This is a genomic window from Corynebacterium bovis DSM 20582 = CIP 54.80, from assembly GCF_030408615.1.
Taxonomy (GTDB): Bacteria; Actinomycetota; Actinomycetes; order Mycobacteriales; family Mycobacteriaceae; genus Corynebacterium; species Corynebacterium bovis.
In genome coordinates this window covers 2,368,459-2,386,838 of sequence record NZ_CP047187.1, presented here as the reverse complement: position 1 = coordinate 2,386,838, position 18,380 = coordinate 2,368,459, and the positions used below count along the sequence as shown (strand labels likewise).

Annotated in this window: 13 protein-coding genes; all 13 read left to right on the top strand. The window is 72.8% G+C overall.

The annotated features are described in order from the left end of the window. The first annotated feature begins 258 nt into the window (after positions 1-258). The 13 genes from glf to CBOVI_RS09690 all read left to right on the top strand — a co-directional run bounded on the left by glf (position 259) and on the right by CBOVI_RS09690 (position 18,241). Entirely contained in the window at positions 259-1,422 is a 1,164-nt protein-coding gene (glf, locus tag CBOVI_RS09750) for a UDP-galactopyranose mutase (protein ID WP_010274019.1), read from the top strand. Between the two features lie 92 nt (positions 1,423-1,514). Further along, positions 1,515-2,528, top strand: a complete 1,014-nt coding sequence (locus CBOVI_RS09745) for a carbohydrate ABC transporter permease (RefSeq protein ID WP_125186382.1) — start codon at positions 1,515-1,517, stop codon at positions 2,526-2,528. Positions 2,529-2,584: 56 nt separating this feature from the next. After that, the gene (locus CBOVI_RS09740) at positions 2,585-3,370 is read left to right on the top strand and encodes a carbohydrate ABC transporter permease (protein ID WP_050798240.1); all 786 of its coding nucleotides are present in this window, start codon (positions 2,585-2,587) and stop codon (positions 3,368-3,370) included. A gap of 151 nt (positions 3,371-3,521) precedes the next feature. Continuing rightward, on the top strand, positions 3,522-4,901 hold the full coding sequence (locus CBOVI_RS09735) for an ABC transporter substrate-binding protein (RefSeq protein WP_010269783.1): 1,380 nt from the start codon (positions 3,522-3,524) through the stop codon (positions 4,899-4,901). Positions 4,902-4,932: 31 nt separating this feature from the next. Then, positions 4,933-6,057 (top strand): ABC transporter ATP-binding protein, encoded by a 1,125-nt coding sequence (locus CBOVI_RS09730; protein WP_010269785.1) that lies wholly within the window; start codon positions 4,933-4,935, stop codon positions 6,055-6,057. Between the two features lie 267 nt (positions 6,058-6,324). Further along, positions 6,325-8,349 (top strand): glycosyltransferase, encoded by a 2,025-nt coding sequence (locus CBOVI_RS09725; RefSeq protein WP_010270275.1) that lies wholly within the window; start codon positions 6,325-6,327, stop codon positions 8,347-8,349. After that, positions 8,342-8,875, top strand: a complete 534-nt coding sequence (locus tag CBOVI_RS09720) for a phosphatase PAP2 family protein (RefSeq protein ID WP_125186034.1) — start codon at positions 8,342-8,344, stop codon at positions 8,873-8,875. Before CBOVI_RS09725 ends, CBOVI_RS09720 begins: the two co-directional genes overlap by 8 nt. A 177-nt stretch (positions 8,876-9,052) precedes the next feature. Beyond that, positions 9,053-10,090 carry a decaprenyl-phosphate phosphoribosyltransferase gene (locus CBOVI_RS09715; RefSeq protein WP_010271189.1) on the top strand — a complete coding sequence of 346 codons (1,038 nt, stop codon included), beginning with the start codon at positions 9,053-9,055 and terminating at the stop codon, positions 10,088-10,090. Positions 10,091-10,771: 681 nt separating this feature from the next. Continuing rightward, entirely contained in the window at positions 10,772-11,821 is a 1,050-nt protein-coding gene (locus CBOVI_RS09710; protein ID WP_043362209.1) for an alpha/beta hydrolase, read from the top strand. A 535-nt stretch (positions 11,822-12,356) separates the two neighbouring features. Next, complete coding sequence (locus CBOVI_RS09705; protein WP_010271195.1) at positions 12,357-14,348, top strand: alpha/beta hydrolase-fold protein; 1,992 nt, start codon at positions 12,357-12,359, stop codon at positions 14,346-14,348. 91 nt (positions 14,349-14,439) lie between these two features. Further along, positions 14,440-15,114, top strand: coding sequence for a DUF732 domain-containing protein (locus CBOVI_RS09700; protein WP_010271200.1), 675 nt, complete (start codon positions 14,440-14,442; stop codon positions 15,112-15,114). A gap of 4 nt (positions 15,115-15,118) precedes the next feature. Next, positions 15,119-16,048: a cutinase family protein gene (locus tag CBOVI_RS09695; protein WP_010271203.1), complete on the top strand. Its 930-nt coding sequence runs from the start codon at positions 15,119-15,121 to the stop codon at positions 16,046-16,048. Positions 16,049-16,279: 231 nt separating this feature from the next. Continuing rightward, positions 16,280-18,241 carry a FadD32-like long-chain-fatty-acid--AMP ligase gene (locus tag CBOVI_RS09690; protein WP_125196966.1) on the top strand — a complete coding sequence of 654 codons (1,962 nt, stop codon included), beginning with the start codon at positions 16,280-16,282 and terminating at the stop codon, positions 18,239-18,241. Positions 18,242-18,380: the final 139 nt, after the last annotated feature.

Below are 18,380 nucleotides of genomic sequence, written 5' to 3'. Positions count from 1 at the left end.
CCCCGGCCGGGCATGGTGGAGATGTGAAGCCCCACGTCCGGGGTGGGCTTCCCGCGTGGGGTGACGACGCCGCGCCTCCACGGGTGCCCCGCGTGCGGTGGCGACGCCGCGCCCCCGCGCCGGGCCGCCCGGCTGGTTCCGTCGTCACCCGACCCCCGACCCCCGGGCCACCGCCCCGGTCGCCGCCGACCCCCACCGGGCCGCCACACCCGTCGAAAACCCGGGCGGACGGCCGGGCGGGCGGTAGCGTGGGGCACCATGAGTGATCCCTATGACCTGATTGTCGTCGGAAGCGGTTTCTTCGGCCTCACCGTCGCGGAGCGCGCGGCCACCCAGCTGGGCAAGCGCGTGCTCGTCGTCGAGCGGCGGTCCCACATCGGCGGCAACGCCTACTCGGAGCCGGAGCCGCGGACCGGCATCGAGATCCACACCTACGGGGCACACCTGTTCCACACCTCGAACGAGCGCGTGTGGGAGTACGTCAACCAGTTCACCGAGTTCACGAACTACCAGCACCGCGTCTTCGCGATGCACAAGGGCACCGCGTACCAGTTCCCGATGGGGCTGGGGCTCATCAACCAGTTCTTCGGCCGCTACTACTCGCCGGACGAGGCGCGGGACCTCATCCGCCAGCAGACCGACGGCCTCGACCCGGCGGAGGCGACGAACCTCGAGGAGAAGGCCGTCGCCCTCATCGGCCGCCCCCTCTACGAGGCGTTCGTCCGCGACTACACGGCGAAGCAGTGGCAGACGGACCCGAAGAACCTGCCGGCGTCGAACATCAGCCGCCTCCCGGTCCGCTACACGTTCAACAACCGGTACTTCAACGACACGTACGAGGGCCTGCCGGTCGACGGCTACACCGCGTGGCTGGAGAACATGGCCGCCGACGAGCGCATCGAGGTCCGCCTGGACACCGACTGGTTCGAGGTCCGGGACGAGCTGCGCGCCCAGTCGCCGGACGCGCCCGTCGTGTACACCGGCCCCCTGGACCGGTACTTCGACTACGCCGAGGGCCGCCTGGGCTGGCGCACCCTCGACTTCGAGACCGAGGTGCTGGACACCGGCGACTTCCAGGGCACGCCGGTCATGAACTACAACGACGCGGAGTTCCCCTACACCCGCATCCACGAGTTCCGGCACTTCCACCCGGAGCGGTCCTACCCGGACGACAAGACGGTCATCATGAAGGAGTTCTCCCGCTTCGCCGGCGAGGACGACGAGCCGTACTACCCGATCAACACCCCCGACGACCGGGAGATGCTGCTCCGCTACCGCGAGCGCGCCGAGCGGGAGACGCAGGAGCGGAAGGTGCTCTTCGGCGGGCGGCTGGGCACGTACCAGTACCTCGACATGCACATGGCGATCGCCTCGGCGCTGACCATGGTCGAGAACACGCTGACGCCGCTGCTCGAGGGGTAGCCCGCGGCGTCACCTCCCGTTCCCGGGCTGTTCCCGCTGAATTCACCGGCGCTCCACACGTGTGTTCCCCGGGGAACATAGGGTCACGTCACATGACCGATTCAGGGTCCCCGAACAGGGGACACCCCGGGACCGTCACCCCGGTCCCCACCGGCGCCGCCACCCCGGTCGCCGCCGCCGGGGCCGCCGCCCCGGCCCCCGCCGCCGGCCGGTCGACGCGCCGCGCCGGGCGGTGGAACGGCAGGGAGAGCCTCCTCGCCGTCGTCCTCCTCGCCCCGAACCTCATCCTCCTCGGGGTGTTCACCTACCGGCCGCTGCTGGACAACATCCGCCTGTCCTTCTTCGACTGGAACATCTCGTCGCCGACGTCGACGTTCATCGGCGTGAAGAACTACGTGGAGTGGTTCACCCGCCCGGACACCCCGCGGATCGTCGGGAACACCGTGTTCTTCACCGTGTTCGCCGTCGCCGGGTCGATGATCCTCGGCCTCGTCCTCGCGCTGCTGCTGGACCAGCGGCTGCCCGGGCGGAACCTCGTCCGGGGCGTCATCTTCGCCCCGTTCGTCATCTCCGGGGCGGCGGTCGGCATCTCCCTCCAGTTCGTCTTCGACCCGAACTTCGGCATGGTCAACGACCTGCTGCGCCGCCTCGGGGTGGAGGGGCCGGACTGGTACGGCGACCCGGCGTGGGCGCTGGTCATGGTGACCTTCGCGTTCGTGTGGAAGAACCTCGGCTACGCGTTCGTCATCTACCTCGCCGCCGTCCAGGGCCTGTCCCGGGACCTCGCGGAGGCCGCGCAGATCGACGGCGCGGGCCGGTGGGCCGCCTTCCGCCGGGTGACGCTCCCGCAGCTCCGGCCGACGACGTTCTTCCTCATGATCACCATCCTGCTCAACTCCGTGCAGGTGTTCGACATCATCAACGTCATGACCGCCGGCGGGCCCCGGGGCGACGGCACGACGACCCTGGTGTTCCAGGTGTACCGCGAGAGTTTCGTGAACTTCCGCGCCGGGTACGGTGCCGCGGTCGCGACCGTGCTCTTCGTCGTGCTCCTCGTCGTGACCGTCATCCAGGTCCGCGTCATGGACAGGAGGACAGCGCAGTGACCCCGACCACCGACCCCGGTCAGAGCCGGGTGCGCTTCATCGCGGGCTGCGTGGCGATGATCCTCGCCCTGCTGTTCGTCGGCGGGGCGCTGTACTGGACCCTCATCTCCTCGTTCAAGCTCCGGGCGGACATCTACACCTCGCCCGCGACGTGGTGGCCGCCGCACTGGGCGCCGGGGAACTACCGCGACGCCGTGACCTCCGTGCCGTTCGGCCGGTACCTGCTGAACTCGGTCATCATCACGGCGGTGCTGTGCGCCATCAAGATCACGCTCGGCGTGCTCTCTGCCTACGCCCTGGCGATCCTCCGTTTCCCGGGCCGGAACATCGTGTTCATCGTGGTCATCGCCGCGCTCATGGTCCCGCCGGAGGTCACCGTCATCTCCAACTACGCGCTCGTCGCGCAGCTCGGCTGGCGGAACACCTTCCAGGGCGTCATCCTCCCGCTCGCGGGGATCGCCTTCGGCACGTTCCTCATGCGCAACCACTTCATGTCCCTGCCCCGGGAGCTCGTCGAGGCGGCGCGGATCGACGGGGCCGGTCCGATGACCCTGCTCGTCCGCGTGCTGCTGCCGGTCTCCCTCCCGACGCTCGTGGCGTTCTCCATGATCACCGTCGTCAACGAGTGGAACCAGTACCTGTGGCCCTTCCTCATGTCCGACACCGAGGCCGTCGCGCCGCTGCCCGTCGGCCTGACGATGCTCCAGAACAGCGACGGCGTGACGAACTGGGGCCCGGTCATGGCGGCGACGGTGCTGAGCATGCTCCCCGTCCTCGTCCTCTTCGTCGCGCTCCAGAAGTACATGATCAAGGGCCTGACCAGCGGCGCGGTCAAGGGCTGACCGCCCGCCGGCCCACCCGGCACCGACCCCGTCCCGCCGGCGGGCCCGGCCCGCCGGCGAGCCCCGCGAGGACCCCCGCCCACCCACACACCCCGTCCCCACCCCGACGTCACCGCACCGACGTCCCCCACACCCCGAAAGGACAGACCACATGAACGTCCCGTCGTCACCCCTCCACCGGAGCACCGCGACCGTCACCGACCCCGCGACCGCCGCCCCCGGCCCCGCCCCCCGCGGCCTGAGCCGCCGCAGCTTCCTCGCCCTCGCCGGCCTCACCGGCGCCGGCCTGGCCCTCAGCGCCTGCGCCGGGACCGGCGGGACCACCGTCCAGGGCGGCGACGCGAACACGATCACCTGGTGGTCCTCCCACCCGGGCACGTCGAAGGAGGTCGAGCAGGAGCTCATCCGGCGGTTCCGGGAGAAGCACCCGGACATCACCGTCAACCTCGTCGACGCGGGCAAGAACTACGCCGAGACCGCCCAGAAGTTCAACGCCGCGCTCTCCGGCGGCGACCTGCCGGACGTCGTGCTGCTCTCCGACGTGTGGTGGTTCAACTTCGCGCTCACCGGGCAGATCACGGACATCGGCGCCCTGGCGAAGGACAACGGCATCGACACCTCGACGTTCGTGCCGTCCCTCTACGACGACTACTCCTTCCGCGACGGCCACTACGCCATGCCCTTCGCCCGGTCGACGCCGCTGTTCTACTACAACAAGGACGCCTGGTCCGCCGCCGGCCTGCCCGACCGCGGGCCGACGAGCTGGCAGGAGATGGCCGACTGGGGCGCGAAACTCCAGGGGGGTCTCGACGGCAACCGGCGCGCCCACGGCTGGGGCGACGCGAAGAACTACATGTCCTGGACCTTCGAGGGCGCCCTGTGGACGATGGGCGGGGCGTACTCCCGGGGCTGGGACCTCACCCTCGACTCCGACGAGACCGTCAAGGCCGTCCAGTGGCTCCGGTCCAGCGTCCGCGACGGGTGGGCGACCGTGAGCAAGGACCTCGCCAGCGACTTCTCCGCCGGGCTGCTCGCCTCGACCGTCGCGTCGACCGGCGACCTGTCGGGCATCACGAAGAACGCGACGTTCCCCGTCGGCACCGCCTTCCTCCCCAACCCCACCGGGCAGGGCGGCTGCCCGACCGGCGGCTCCGGGCTCGCGGTCCCGTCGAACATCTCCGACGAGCGCAAGCGCAACGCCGTGACCTTCATCGACTTCGTGACCAACCCGGCGAACACCGCCTACTGGTCCCGGCAGGTCGGGTACATGCCCGTCCGCACCACCGCCGCCGACGACCCGGAGCAGAAGGCGTTCATGGCGGACAACCCGAACTACCGGACCGCCACCGAACAGCTGCCGACGACCCGCCCGCAGGACAACGCCCGCGTGTTCATCGGCGGCGGCGACCAGTCCATCGGGGCCGTGCTGGAGACGCTGGCGACGACCGACAAGGACGTCCGCGGCGAGCTCTCCCGGGTCACCGACGAGCTGCAGGCGACGTTCGACCGGGACATCAAGCCGAAGCTCTGACCCACCCCACCGCACCCCAGAAAGGCACGTCATGGCCACCGTCACCCTCCAGTCGGCCACCCGCCGCTACCCGGGCGGACGCCGTCGTCCCCCGTCCGTCGCCGTCGACGCCCTCGACCTCACCGTCGGGGACGGCGAGTTCCTCGTGCTCGTCGGCCCGTCCGGGTGCGGCAAGTCCACCACCCTGCGCATGGTCGCGGGCCTCGAACCCGTCGACGACGGTCACATCCTCATCGGCGGCCGGGACGTCACCGGCGTCCCGCCGAAGGACCGGGACATCGCGATGGTGTTCCAGAATTACGCGCTGTACCCGAACATGACCGTCGCGGGGAACATGGCCTTCGCCCTGCGCAACGCCGGGGTCGGCGCGGACGAGGCGCGGCGCCGCGTCGAGGAGGTCGCCGCGATGCTCCAGCTGGAGCCGTACCTCGACCGCCGCCCGTCGGCGCTGTCCGGCGGGCAGCGGCAGCGCGTGGCGATGGGCCGGGCGATCGTCCGGGAGCCGGCGGTGTTCTGCATGGACGAGCCGCTGTCCAACCTCGACGCCGCGCTGCGCGTGTCCACCCGCACGCAGATCACGGAGCTGCAGCGGCGCCTCGGGGTGACGACGCTCTACGTCACCCACGACCAGGTCGAGGCGATGACGATGGGCGACCGCGTCGCCGTGCTGCGCGACGGGGTGCTCCAGCAGGTCGCGCCGCCGACGGAGCTCTACTCCGCGCCGGTGAACATGTTCGTCGCGGGGTTCATCGGGACGCCCGCGATGAACCTCGTCCGGGCCGGGGACGAGGTCGTCGGGGTGCGGCCCGAGGATCTGCGGTGTGACCCGGCCGGTGCCGGTGCCGGTGCCGGTGCGGGGGCCGGTGCGGGGTCCGGGGAGGGGACGACGACGGGAACCGGCCGGCCCTTCAGCACCCCGGTCCGCGGCGAGGTGCGGTCCGTCGAGGACCTCGGCAGCACCGTGCACGTGCACGTCGGCCTCCCGGCGGACACCGGGTGGGTGACCGTCACCGCCGACGGTTCCCCCACCCCGACCGGGGGCGTCGTCGTCGAGGCCGGCCGGGGCAGCACCCTGCGAGTCGGTGACACCGTGACCGTCACGGCGGACCCGGCGCACGTGCACCTGTTCGACGCCGCCACCGGGATCCGCCGCTGAGCCGCGGACGAGCAGCCGCGGGTCGGCCGCGTGCCGGCGCCGCCGGGCCGGGGATGACCCGCCGCGCGCCCGACACCGCCGACCCGCCGCCGGCCCCCCGCCGAGCCCCGCATGACCCGCCGCACGACCCGCGGCCCCCGGGTGGGCGCGTGGCGTGACCGGCGGGCGGGCCGGGCATGGTGGATAATGGCTGACGCACACGCGCCCGCTGGTGCGCACTCGGCTACCGGCGCACACACGTCTACACGGAGGTCGGCGCACACGCCCATGTCTGGACACAGTCTGAACACCCAGTTTGACCCCACCCGCCTCGCCCGGGTGATCCTGCCGAAGCGCGGTGAGCCGCGCGACGTGCGCTCGCTGTACATCGTGGAGAACGAGTCGACGCCCGGCCGCGTCTCCGCGGTCTCGCGGACCGAGGCCGTCATCCCCGGCGGGACGGAGGTGAGCTTCGAGTCCTACTTCAACGCGTTCCCCGCCTCCTACTGGCGGCGCTGGTCGCAGCTGGACGAGGTGCTCCTCCGCGTCGAGCTCACCGGTGACGCCCGCGTGGACGTCTACCGGTCGAAGATCGACGGCTCCCGCATCGCCGTCGACGGCGGGATCGTCGCCGTCGACGACAGCGGCCGGGGCGTCGCGGAGTTCGTCGTCTCCCTCGCCCCGTTCGAGGACGGCGGCTGGATCTGGTTCGACATCACCTGCGAGTCGGAGACGACGCTGCACGCCGCCGGGTGGTACGCGACGAAGGAGGCGGAGGGCCAGGTCCTGCGCTCCCCGGCGACCGTCACCGACCCCGCGACCGGGGAGACCCGCACGGCGCAGCCGGGGGAGCGGCTCCCCGTCGCCGAGCCGCGCGTGACCGTCGGCATCCCGACGTTCAACCGGCCCACCGACGCGGTCGCGGCCCTGGAGGCGCTGTCCTCCGACCCGCTCGTCGACGGCGTCATCGACGCGGTCATCATGCCGGACCAGGGCGACCGCCACCCCGCCGACCAGCCCGGGTTCCCCGCCGTCGCGGAGCACTTCGGCGACCGGCTGCGGATCGTCCGCCAGGGCAACCTCGGCGGCTCCGGCGGCTACTCCCGGATCATGTACGAGGCCCGCCACCCGGAGCGCGGCACGGACAGCCCGTTCATCCTCTACATGGACGACGACATCGCGATCGAACCGGACTCCGTGCTGCGGTCGCTCGCGGCCTCGCGGTACGCGGCGTCGCCCATGCTCGTCGGCGGCCAGATGCTCAACCTCCAGGAGCGCAGCCACCTCCACACGATGGGCGAGGTCATCGACCGCCACCGGTTCATGTGGACCGCCGCCCCCCACACCCACTACGACCACGACTTCCACCGCCACCCGCTCCGGGACCGCGGCGTGTACGGCCGCACCCCGTCGGGCGAGCTGCTGACCTCCCGTGACCTGCACCGGCGCATCGACGTCGACTACAACGGCTGGTGGATGTGCATGATCCCGCGCGTCGTCGCGGACACGATCGGCCAGCCCCTGCCGCTGTTCATCAAGTGGGACGACGGCGAGTACGGCCTGCGCGCCGGGGACGCGGGCTTCCCGACGGCCTCGTGGCCGGGCATCGCGATCTGGCACATGGCGTGGTCCGACAAGGACGACGCGATCGACTGGCAGGCGTACTTCCACCTCCGCAACCGCCTCATCGTCGCCGCCCTGCGGCACGAGGGGCCGGTCACGGGCATCATCTCGTCGATGGCGAAGGCCACGGCGAAGCACCTCCTGTGCCTGGAGTACTCGACCGTCGCCATCCAGAACGAGGCGATGAAGGACTTCCTCGCGGGCCCCGACCAGCTGTTCGACATCCTCGACACGGCCCTGCCGCGCATCAACTCCCTGCGGAAGGGGTACGACGACGCCGTCGTCCTCCCCTCGGCCAGCGAACTGCCCGGACCGACGGGCGGGCCGGCGCACCTCACCCGGATCCCGCTGAGCCTCCGCGCGAAGGTCACGACCCTCGCGAAGGCCGTGGCGAACAACATCCGCCCGGCCGACCCGGCGCACCACGAGGCGCCGCAGGTCAACCTCCCGCCGATCGAGGCCCGGTGGTTCAGCCTGTCCCGGGTCGACGGGGCGACGGTGACGACCGCCGACGGCCGGGGCGTCGTCTTCCGCAAGCGGGACCGGGAGCGGATGCTCGCGCTGGCGAAGGAGTCCGCGCGGCTCCAGCGTGAGGTCGCCGCGCGGTTCGACGACCTGCGGTCCGTCTACCGGGCCGCGCACCCGACGCTCACGAGCCGTGAGGCGTGGGGGAGGGTCTTCGATGCCTGACCGCCGCGAGGCAGACCTGCTCGTGTCCCTCCAGTCGGCGCTCGCCGCCCGGCCCGGGGTGTTCGACACGGCCACCGCGACCGCCCGGGCGATGAGCCATTTCGGCGAGCACGCGCTCGGGTGGATGGGGCTGTCCGCCGCCGGGGCGGCGCTCGACGGGCGCCGCCGGCGGGGCTGGGTGTCCGTCGGCGTGTCCGCGGTCGCCGCCCACGCCGTGTCCGTCGGGGTCAAGCGGGTCGTCCGCCGGCCACGGCCGCACGACCGGCGGGTGCGCGTGGGCGTCGGCACCCCGAGCCGGCTCAGTTTCCCGAGCTCCCACGCGACGTCGACGAGCGCGGCGCTCGCGGGCGTGACGCGGGTGACGGGGTCGCGGGCGCCGCTCGTCGGGATCCCGGCGATGGCCCTGTCCCGGCTCGTCCTCGGCGTGCACTACCCGACGGACGTGGCGGCCGGTACCCTGATCGGTCTGGCGGCCGACCGGGTGACGGCCCGGGTCCTCGGCCCGTGGATCGCCGGGGACCGCTGAGCGGTGCCGACGCGGCCGCGCGGCCGTGACCGGCGGCGCGACCACGGCCGGCCCGCAGTGACCGGCGACGCGACCACGACCGCCCCGGGGTGACCGACGGCGCGACCGCCCCGGCGCGAGCCGGTGCGACCACAGCAGCGTGACCACAGACACGTGACGGACGACGAAAGGGAAGAGATGAGCGAGAGTCACGAGGATCCGGTCCTCGGTTCCGAGCCTCACACCTCCGGGTTCGAGAACGAGGCCACGTGGGAGGAGGAGACGAACGCGACGACGCGCCGCGGGACGGGCTCGACCTCCCCGGGGCCGCCCCGCAACCTCGTCGACGGGATGGTCAAGGCCCTCCGTCCGAAGCAGTGGGTGAAGAACGTCCTCGTCGTCGCGGCCCCGGCCGCCGCGGGCGGGGAGATGCTCTTCCAGGGCCGGGTCCTCCTCGACGTCGTCATCGCCTTCGTGGTGTTCTGCATGGGGGCGTCGTCGATCTACCTCATCAACGACGCGCGCGACGTCGACGCGGACCGCCAGCACCCGACGAAGCGCTTCCGCCCCATCGCGGCGGGCGTGCTCCCCGTCGGCCTGGCGTACGCGATGGCGGTGATCCTCATCGTCGCGGCCGTGGGCGTGAGTTTCCTCGCGTCGTCCGGGCCGGGGCTGGCGATCGTCATCGCGGTGTACATCGCGCTCCAGCTGGGCTACTGCTTCGGGTGGAAGCACCAGCCGGTCATCGACATCGCGCTCGTGAGCTCGGGGTTCATGCTCCGGGCGATGGGCGGCGGTGTGGCCGCCGGGATCGACCTGTCGCAGTGGTTCCTCCTCGTCGCGGCGTTCGGGTCCCTGTTCATGGCGGCGGGTAAGCGGTACGCCGAGCTCAAGCTGTCGATCCGGTCGGGGGCGAAGATCCGCCGGTCGCTGGAGAGCTACACGCCGACCTACCTGCGGTTCGTCTGGACGCTCAGTGCGACGGCCGTCGTCCTGTCCTACGCGCTGTGGGGTTTCCAGATGGGCGAGGAGCACCCCGGGGACGCCGCGGTCTGGTACCAGGTCTCGATGGTCCCGTTCACCGTGGCGATCCTCCGGTACGCGGCGGACGTCGACCGCGGCGACGGCGGGGCCCCGGACGAGACCGCCCTGAGCGACCGGGTGCTCCAGTCCCTCGCGGTGCTGTGGATCCTGTGCATCGCCATCGCGGTGTACCTCATCCCGGTCCTCACCTGACCGGGGCCGCGCCCGGGTGACGGGCGCCGCCGGGTGGGGGAGTGAGCGACCGTCGGGGGCGGTCGCTTTTATGTGTGTGGGGGTGACGACGCCGTGCTCCGCCCCCGCGCCTGCGGGCGCCGTGTGGGGCGGCGCCGGGGGGCACCGCGTGGGCCGTGCCTGCGGGCACAGCGCGGCGCGCTGCCGGGGCCACCGCGCGGCGCCGCGCACTGGTACGTCGCGCTGTCAGTGTGACCGCTGCCACAGCTGTAACGCCGTCGGGCCCCTGTGACACAGATGAGCCAGGAGCCGCCGGCGGTGCCCCGCCCGGCCGCCGGGTGAGTGCCGTTTTCTGTTCCGTGAACGAACATGGTGTTAACGTTTTGCCGTGTACGGCCGATATGGGGGACGTACGGTCTGCTGAGCCCGGTGACCCGGGCGTGGCAGGACGTGCCCGCGCCCACCGGTGACAGCCCCGCGCTGCCCCGGTTGTGTCACGGGTGGTCCAGCATCAGCGATCCGGTACGTCCCTGCTTGTTACGGGTCGGAGTGGAACGCCGGGCGTTTTCCTCCCCACCGTGGCCGTGGGTACGCTCGACGCCGCAGACGCCCGCGGGTGCCGGGCACGCACCGGGCCGGCCGCAGGAGACGAACCGGGAGAGACCGGATGAACCGACGAGGACACAGGGACAGGAACAACGCATGAGATCAGTGAGCAGGGTCAACGGCTGGGGACGGCGGGTGCTCGCCGCCGTCGTGACGGTCGCGACGGCGCTGGGGCTGGCCACGGTGGCCGCACCGGGCGCCGCGGCGGACCCGGACCCGCGTGAGGTCCTCGGCCCCCGGTGCTCGTGGAGCGACTACAACTTCTACGTGCAGAACTGCTGGTTCCACTCCGACGCGATGCAGCAGGACATCCAGGTCCAGATCAAGCGGTCCCGCAGCGACGCGGCGGTGTACATGCTCGACGGGCTGCGGGCGCGGGACGACTGGAACGCGTGGACGTGGCTCGGCCACGGCGTGGACCAGTTCGTCAACGACGACGTCAACGTCGTCATGCCGGTCGGCGGCGCGTCCCAGTTCTACGCGGACTGGGTCGGGCCGTTCCAGGGCAGCACGACGCCGAAGATCCCCCGGTGGGAGACGTTCCTCACCGCGGAGCTCCCGGCCGCGCTCCAGCGCGACTTCGGCATCAGCCCGCAGCGCAACGCGGTCGTCGGCCTGTCGATGGGCGGCACGGCGGCGATGAACCTCGCCGCGCACCACCGGAACCAGTTCAAGCAGGCGACGTCGCTCTCCGGGTACCTCAACACGACGTGGCCGGGGATGTACGCCTCCCTGCAGTTCGCCATGAACGACGGCTCCCCGGGCGCGAACGTCTGGGACATGTGGGGCGGCCCGTTCGACCCGCTGCGCGTCCGCAACGACCCGTTGCTCCAGACCCCGGCGCTGTCCGGCCTGCCGATGTACCTGTCCTCCGGGGCGGGCATCCTCGGGCCGCAGGACGACTTCCTCGCCAACCCGCAGGGCGGGGTCGCCGGCATCGTCCTCGAGTGGATCTCCCGGGACTCGACGGCGCGCTTCAACCTCGCGGCGCTCGCGACCGGCAGTCAGCCGGTCATGAGCTACCCGCTCATCGGCGTGCACAACTGGACGGCGTGGACGCCGGAGCTCGGCAAGGCCCGGCCGTACATCCTCTCCGCGCTGGGTCTCGGCCCGCAGCCGGGGCCGCGCCCGACGGGCTCCCTGTAGGCGACGCCGCGCAGCGGCCGCCGACCTGCCCCGCGGGCGGGACGCGTCGACCTGACCCCCGCCGGGGACGGTGGACGACCTGACCCCCGCCGGGGACGGTGGACGACCTGACCCCCGCCACCCCCGTTCTGGGGGAGGCGGGGGTTTCTGCATGATCGGGGGTGACGACGGGCGCGCGGGGGGCTGTGTGACAGGGGACGACGCGGCGTCGTGCGCGTGCAGCGGGGGTGAAGCCCCGGCGGCGACCCTCAACTAAAACTTGAGACTTTGCGTGTGTCGGACCTGTGACGGGGACTGCAGCTGCCATAATGACCGCTGAAAGCCCGTCGTCGTCACCGGGACGATCATGCGGGCCGGAGCGGGAGGGGAACCCGCTCCGGCCGGCACCCCGACCCGGCGGACCTCACCCCGGGGACCGGCCCGACGGTCCGGCCCCCGGCCCACACGGCCCGGGTCCGGCGCGCCACGCCGGGCCCGTGGTCACCGGGCCGCCACCTGACGTCGCTCGCACAAGACCGAGAAAGAAGAACCACACATGCGCCCAGCTGCGTTCCTCCCCCGCACCCGCCGCTCCCGCACCACCCGCCGGGTCGGTGCCGCCGTGCTGGCCCTGCCTCTCACGGCGGCCCTCGTCGTCCCCTCCGTCTCCGTCGCCGGCGCACAGACCCTCCCCGGCAGCTCCGGGAGCTCCGGGACCCCCGGCAGCTCGCGCGGCAGCGGGCCGGGGTCGGGGACGAACTACCTCGACCCGGGCAACGTCCCGCAGCGCAGCCCCCAGAAGGTGGAGAAGCAGGTGCTCAAGGGCCTGCCCGCCGGGGTGAGCGTCGACCGGGTGGAGTGGATCTCCGACCGCTGGGTCAACGTCTACATCAACTCGCGGGCCATGCCGGCCGGCCCGGTCAAGGTGCAGATCCTCCTCGCGCGTGACTGGTACTCGCAGCCGTCGAAGACCTTCCCGTCCGTGTGGGCGCTCGACGGCCTCCGGGCCCGCGACGACGAGTCCGGGTGGACCATCGCGACGAACATCGCGCAGTTCTACGCGGACAAGAACGTCAACGTCGTGCTGCCCGTCGGCGGCGCGTCGTCGTTCTACTCGGACTGGCAGAAGCCGGACAACGGCAAGGACTACAAGTGGGAGACCTTCCTCACCGAGGAGCTCCCGGCCGTCCTGCGTGAGGGGTGGCGCACCACGGACAAGCGGGCGATCGTCGGCCTGTCCATGGGCGGCACCGCGGCCGTGAACCTCGCCGAGCGGCACCCGGACATGTTCTCCTTCGTCGGCTCCTTCTCCGGCTACCTCGACACGACGTCCTTCGGGATGCCGCAGGCCATCAACTACGCCACCCACGACGGCGGCGGGTACGACGCCGAGGCGATGTGGGGCCCGTACGGGTCGCAGGACTGGATCGACCACGACCCGAAGCTCGGCATCGAGGCGCTCCGCGGCAAGACCGTGTACGTCTCCGCGGGCAACGGCAACGCCGGGCGCTACGACACGCAGGGTGTCATCCCCGGGCTGCCCGCGAACATGGCGGCCTTCGGCCTGGAGGTCATGTCCCGGCTGACGACGCAGACGTTCGTCGCCCGTGCCCTCACGGCCGGGGTGAGGCCGATCACGATGTACCGCCCGTCCGGGACGCACGACTGGCCCTACTGGCAGTTCGAGATGACCCAGGCGTGGCCGTACATCGCCGACAGCCTCGGGCTGCCCGAGTCCGACCGGGGTGCGACGTGCGTGCCCGGCGGGGCGATCGGGGAGGGCCTGCGGACCCGCGCCGAGGCCGGGCAGCAGCTCGGCACGTGCACGAGCGGCGAGTACGACGGCCCGCGCGGCGGCAAGATCCAGGACTTCCGCGGCGGCCGGGCCTTCTGGACCCCGCAGACCGGGGCGCACTACACGTGGGGCCGCATCGGGGCGCGCTACGGCGAGCTCGGCGGCCCGGAGAGCTGGCTCGGCTACCCGACGTCGGAGGAGATCCCGCTCGTCGAGGGCGGCCGGCTCGTGACCTTCGAGCACGGCAACATCTACTGGACCCCGCAGACCGGGGCGCAGGCCGTGAAGCCGGACATGCTCGAGGCGTGGGGCCGGACCGGCTGGGAGAAGGGCCCGCTCGGCTACCCGACCGACCAGGAGCAGGACACCGCCGGCGGGGCCGTGCAGCAGTTCAGCAACGGCGTCGTCACCCGCGACCCGAAGGGGGCCACGCAGTACGTGCAGGGCCTCATCGCGAAGAAGTACGTCGAGGCCGGCGGCCCCGGCGGCGGACTCGGCTGGCCGCTCAGCGGTGAGCGCGACGTCCGCGGCGGCAAGATGAGCGAGTTCGAGAACGGCTACATCTACTGGTCGCCCACCACCGGCGCGCACATCATCCGCCGCGGCCCGATCTTCGACGCGTGGGGCCGCGAGGGCTGGGAGACCGGCCGCTACGGCTTCCCGACCGAGGACCAGAAGGCCGCGGACGGCGGGGAGCAGGTCGTGTTCCAGCACGGCACCATCTCCGTCGTCGGTGGACGCGTCCGCATGTGACGCGGGGTGTCCCGGCCGGGGCCGGGGTCGCCCCGGCCGCCCGGCGCCCGCACGTGACTCGCAGACGACCGCTCGCAGACGAAAGGCAGCCATGACGACCACCCCGACCACCCGCACCGCCCGCACAGCCCGGAGCACCGACGCCGCAGACACCGCGCACACCGCGCGCACCGCCCCGGGCCGGGCGCGGCGCCGTGCCGCCGTCCCCGCCGCCCTCGCCGGGCTCCTCCTCGTCGGGGGGCTCACCGCCTGCGGTGACGACGCCACCGTCGAGTCCGACAACGCCGCCCCGTCCGTCGCCGCCTCCACCGGGACCGGGACGTCCGGCTCCGCCACCGCGTCCGCCTCCGGGTCGGCCTCCGCCTCCGGGTCCGCCACGGCCCCGTCGTCGGGCGACGCCGGGTCGTCGACCGGCCGGTCCTCGGGCGGGGCGGCCGGGGCGGCGTCGGGAGCCACCGGACAGGGGGCGAGCGACGGCCGGGTGACCGAGGTCACCGACCCGCCGCAGGCCGGTGTCGGCCAGCGGACCTCGAAGGACGACTCCTTCCTCGAGGAGCTCAAGGCCAAGGGCATCTCCGTCCCGGCCGAGACCGAGGACCAGCTCATCGCGGCCGCCAACGAGGAGTGCCTCGCCGACAAGGACGGCCGGAAGGGGTTCACCATCCCCATCGCCGCCGGGCAGCTGCAGGCCCAGGGGCTGACCGACATCCCGCCGGAGAAGGTCGTCGACATCATTGCGAACGCGGCGCGGAGCGCGTACTGCTAAGCGGATGAGAAAGTTCCTCACCGTCGTCGGTGCCGTCGTCGTCATCCTCGTCATCATCATCGGCGTCGGCCGGTTCACGGGTGGACAGCAGACCCCCGGACCCGGCCCCGGCGGCCCCGGCCAGGCCCCCGCGCCGTCGCAGCCCGAGGCGCAGAACCCGCCGGGTTGCGTGGCCCACGAGGTCATCGCCGCGCCGGGGACCTGGGAGTCCCGGGCGGACGACGACCCCGTCCACCCCACCGCGAACCCGAACTCCCTCATGCTCACCGTCACCGGCCCGCTCCAGGAGGCCTACGGCCCGGAGGACGTCAAGGTCTGGACCGTGCCGTACCCGGCGCAGTTCCGCAACATCCAGGCCCAGAACGAGCTCAGTTACGACGACTCCCGGGCGCAGGGCTACTCCCGCGTCGAGGACGAGCTCCGGGCGATGCACGACGCCTGCCCGGCGACGCGGTTCATCCTCACCGGGTTCAGCCAGGGCGCCGTCATCATGGGTGACATGGCCAGCGAGATCGGCAACGGGCGCGGGCCGGTGCCCGCCGACCGCGTCGAGGGTGTCGCCCTCATCGCCGACGGCCGGCGCGACGAGGGGTCCGGCACGCTCGTCGGCAGCCCCGCCGTCACCGGCATCGGCGCGGAGATCGCCCTCCACCCGGTGAGCGGACTCGTCCAGCCGATCATCCCCGGGGCGACGATGCGCGGGCCCCGGCCGGGCGGCTTCGGCGAGCTCCAGCCCCGGGTCACGGAGTTCTGCGACCCGGCGGACCTCGTGTGCTCCGCGCCGCGGGACATCGGCAACGCCCTCCAGCGGGCGCAGGACCTCGTGTCCGCCAACGCGGTGCACGCCCAGTACGCGACGAACGGCGGGGTCGTCGAGGGCACGACGGTCCCCCGGTGGATCGTCGACTGGGCCCGTGGGATCATCGACGGCTGAGCAGCGGCCGGGCCGTGACCGGGCCGTGGCGGCCGGGCCGTGACCCGGCGGCGGCCGGGCCGTGGGCGCCGGACACCGCCGGGGACCGGCGGCTGAGCTGCGGCAGCCGGGCGACGACGGGTGAACCGGTCCGCCGGGGGACGCGGACCGCGTAACATGCACCGAGACATGTTTTGTCGAGAAAACTTCAGTGGGTCGGGCACACCGGCCAGTGACCACGACGGGAGACCAATGGACATCAGCGCGGCCATGAGCCGGTTCTTCGACGACAGGGGCGGCATCGTCGTCCCCGACACCCTCACCCTCCCCGGGATGTGCGAGATGCTCTACCAGGCCGCCCGGGCCGACGGGGAGGTCGACGGCACCCTGCTGCGGTTCCACGACCACTCCGCCGACCGGGAGGGCACCGTCCGGGAGTACACCCGGGCCGAGGTCAACACCCGCATCAAGGCGGTGGCCGTCCGGCTCGCGCAGATCACCACCCCGGGCGAGCGCGTCGCGGTGCTGGCGAACAACTCGCCGGAGTACATCTTCGCCTTCCTCGGCGCGATGTACGCCGGCACCGTGCCGGTCCCGCTCTACGACCCGAACGAGCCGGGCCACGCGGACCACCTCCGCGCGGTGCTCGGCGCGGCGGCCCCGACCGTCGTGCTCACCAACCGGTCGTCCGCCGCGGCGGTCCGCGAGCACTTCGCCGACCGGCCCGGCCCGGAGCGCCCCCGCATCCTCACCGTCGACGCCCTGCCGGACACCCTCGCCGCGCAGTGGGCCCCGCCGGGTGCCGACGCCGCCGACGCCGCAGCCGCCGCACCCGCCGGGGCCGACGCGGCCGACGGCACCCCGCCCCGCGGGCCGCGGAGCACCGACCCGGCGTTCCTCCAGTTCACGTCCGGGTCGACGCGAACCCCGGCGGGCGTCATGCTCACCCACCGCAGCATCGTCACGAACGTGCTCCAGATCTTCCGCGCCGGCCAGCTGGAGACCCCGCTGCGCCTCGTGTCCTGGCTGCCGCTCCACCACGACATGGGCATCATCCTCGCGGCGTTCGTCACGATCCTCGGCCTGCCGTACGACATGATGACGCCCCGGGAGTTCATCCAGGACCCGTCCCGGTGGATCCGGCAGCTCCACGACCGGGGCGACGGCCTCAACGTCTACACGGCCGTGCCGAACTTCGCCCTCGAGCTCGCCGCCCGGTACGCGGACCCGGCGTCGGACAGCACGCTGGCCGACCTCGACCTCGGTGCCGTCCGCGGCATCATCAACGGTGCGGAGCCGGTGAGCGAGCAGACGATCCGCCGGTTCGACGCCGTCTTCGGCCCCTACGGCCTCGACCGGACGACGCTGCGCCCCAGCTACGGCCTCGCCGAGGCGTCGCTGCTCGTCACCACCCCGCAGACGCGGAACCGTCCGCTGGCGGCGTGGTTCGACCGGGCGGCGCTCTCCGACGGGCGGGCGGAGTGCGTCGCCGCGGACTCGGACGGGGCGGTGCCGATGATGAGCGTCGGGTCCGTGTGCCGGCCCCAGGAGCTCGCCGTCGTCGACCCCGCCACGGGCGAGGAGCTGCGGTCCGGCCTCGTCGGCGAGGTGTGGGTGCACGGCGACAACATGGCCGCCGGCTACCTCGACCGGCCCGAGGAGACCGCCGCGACGTTCCGGAACTCCCTGCCGGTGGACAAGCGCCTCGCCGAGGGCTCCACGGTCGCGGACGCCCCGGACGACGACCGGTGGATGCGCACCGGTGACCTCGGCGTCCTCATCGACGGCGAGCTCTACGTCACCGGCCGGCTCAAGGACCTCGTCGTCGTCGCCGGGCGGAACCACTACCCGCAGGACATCGAGGCCACGGCCGAGGCCGCCACGCCCCAGATCCAGCGCGGTGTGCTCGCCGCCTTCGCCGTGCCCGCCGGGGTCGCGGCCGGGGAGGGGGCCGGTCACGGGGGAGGGGACGACGGCACCGAGCAGCTCGTCATCGTCGCGGAACGGGACCCGGAGGCGGACCCGGCCGGCGACGCGGACGCCGTCGACGCCGTCCGCGCGGCCGTGACCCGCACCCACGGCGTGACGCCCCGGGACGTGGTCGTCGTCGACCCCGGGGCGATCCCCCGGTCGTCGGCGAACAAGATCGCGCGCCGGGTCTGCGCGCGGGCGTACCTCGACGGGCGCTTCCGCCCCGGGACCGGTGGGGCCTGAGCCCGGCCCGGCCCGACCCCCTGCCCGGCGGACAGCGCCCGGCACGGTCTGACCCCCGGCCCGGCGGGTAGTAATGTCGGGCGCGCGGCCATCGTTCGACTCGTCAGTCCCCCACGGGTGCCCCGCGGCCCCGGCCACC

Excerpts from the sequence above, each read along its gene's own strand:
- glf (WP_010274019.1), top strand. The coding sequence starts at position 259 with ATGAGTGATCCCTATGACCTGATTGTCGTCGGAAGCGGTTTCTTCGGC.
- CBOVI_RS09745 (WP_125186382.1), top strand. The coding sequence starts at position 1,515 with ATGACCGATTCAGGGTCCCCGAACAGGGGACACCCCGGGACCGTCACC.
- CBOVI_RS09740 (WP_050798240.1), top strand. The coding sequence starts at position 2,585 with ATGATCCTCGCCCTGCTGTTCGTCGGCGGGGCGCTGTACTGGACCCTC.
- CBOVI_RS09735 (WP_010269783.1), top strand. The coding sequence starts at position 3,522 with ATGAACGTCCCGTCGTCACCCCTCCACCGGAGCACCGCGACCGTCACC.
- CBOVI_RS09730 (WP_010269785.1), top strand. The coding sequence starts at position 4,933 with ATGGCCACCGTCACCCTCCAGTCGGCCACCCGCCGCTACCCGGGCGGA.
- CBOVI_RS09725 (WP_010270275.1), top strand. The coding sequence starts at position 6,325 with ATGTCTGGACACAGTCTGAACACCCAGTTTGACCCCACCCGCCTCGCC.
- CBOVI_RS09720 (WP_125186034.1), top strand. The coding sequence starts at position 8,342 with ATGCCTGACCGCCGCGAGGCAGACCTGCTCGTGTCCCTCCAGTCGGCG.
- CBOVI_RS09715 (WP_010271189.1), top strand. The coding sequence starts at position 9,053 with ATGAGCGAGAGTCACGAGGATCCGGTCCTCGGTTCCGAGCCTCACACC.
- CBOVI_RS09710 (WP_043362209.1), top strand. The coding sequence starts at position 10,772 with ATGAGATCAGTGAGCAGGGTCAACGGCTGGGGACGGCGGGTGCTCGCC.
- CBOVI_RS09705 (WP_010271195.1), top strand. The coding sequence starts at position 12,357 with ATGCGCCCAGCTGCGTTCCTCCCCCGCACCCGCCGCTCCCGCACCACC.
- CBOVI_RS09700 (WP_010271200.1), top strand. The coding sequence starts at position 14,440 with ATGACGACCACCCCGACCACCCGCACCGCCCGCACAGCCCGGAGCACC.
- CBOVI_RS09695 (WP_010271203.1), top strand. The coding sequence starts at position 15,119 with ATGAGAAAGTTCCTCACCGTCGTCGGTGCCGTCGTCGTCATCCTCGTC.
- CBOVI_RS09690 (WP_125196966.1), top strand. The coding sequence starts at position 16,280 with ATGGACATCAGCGCGGCCATGAGCCGGTTCTTCGACGACAGGGGCGGC.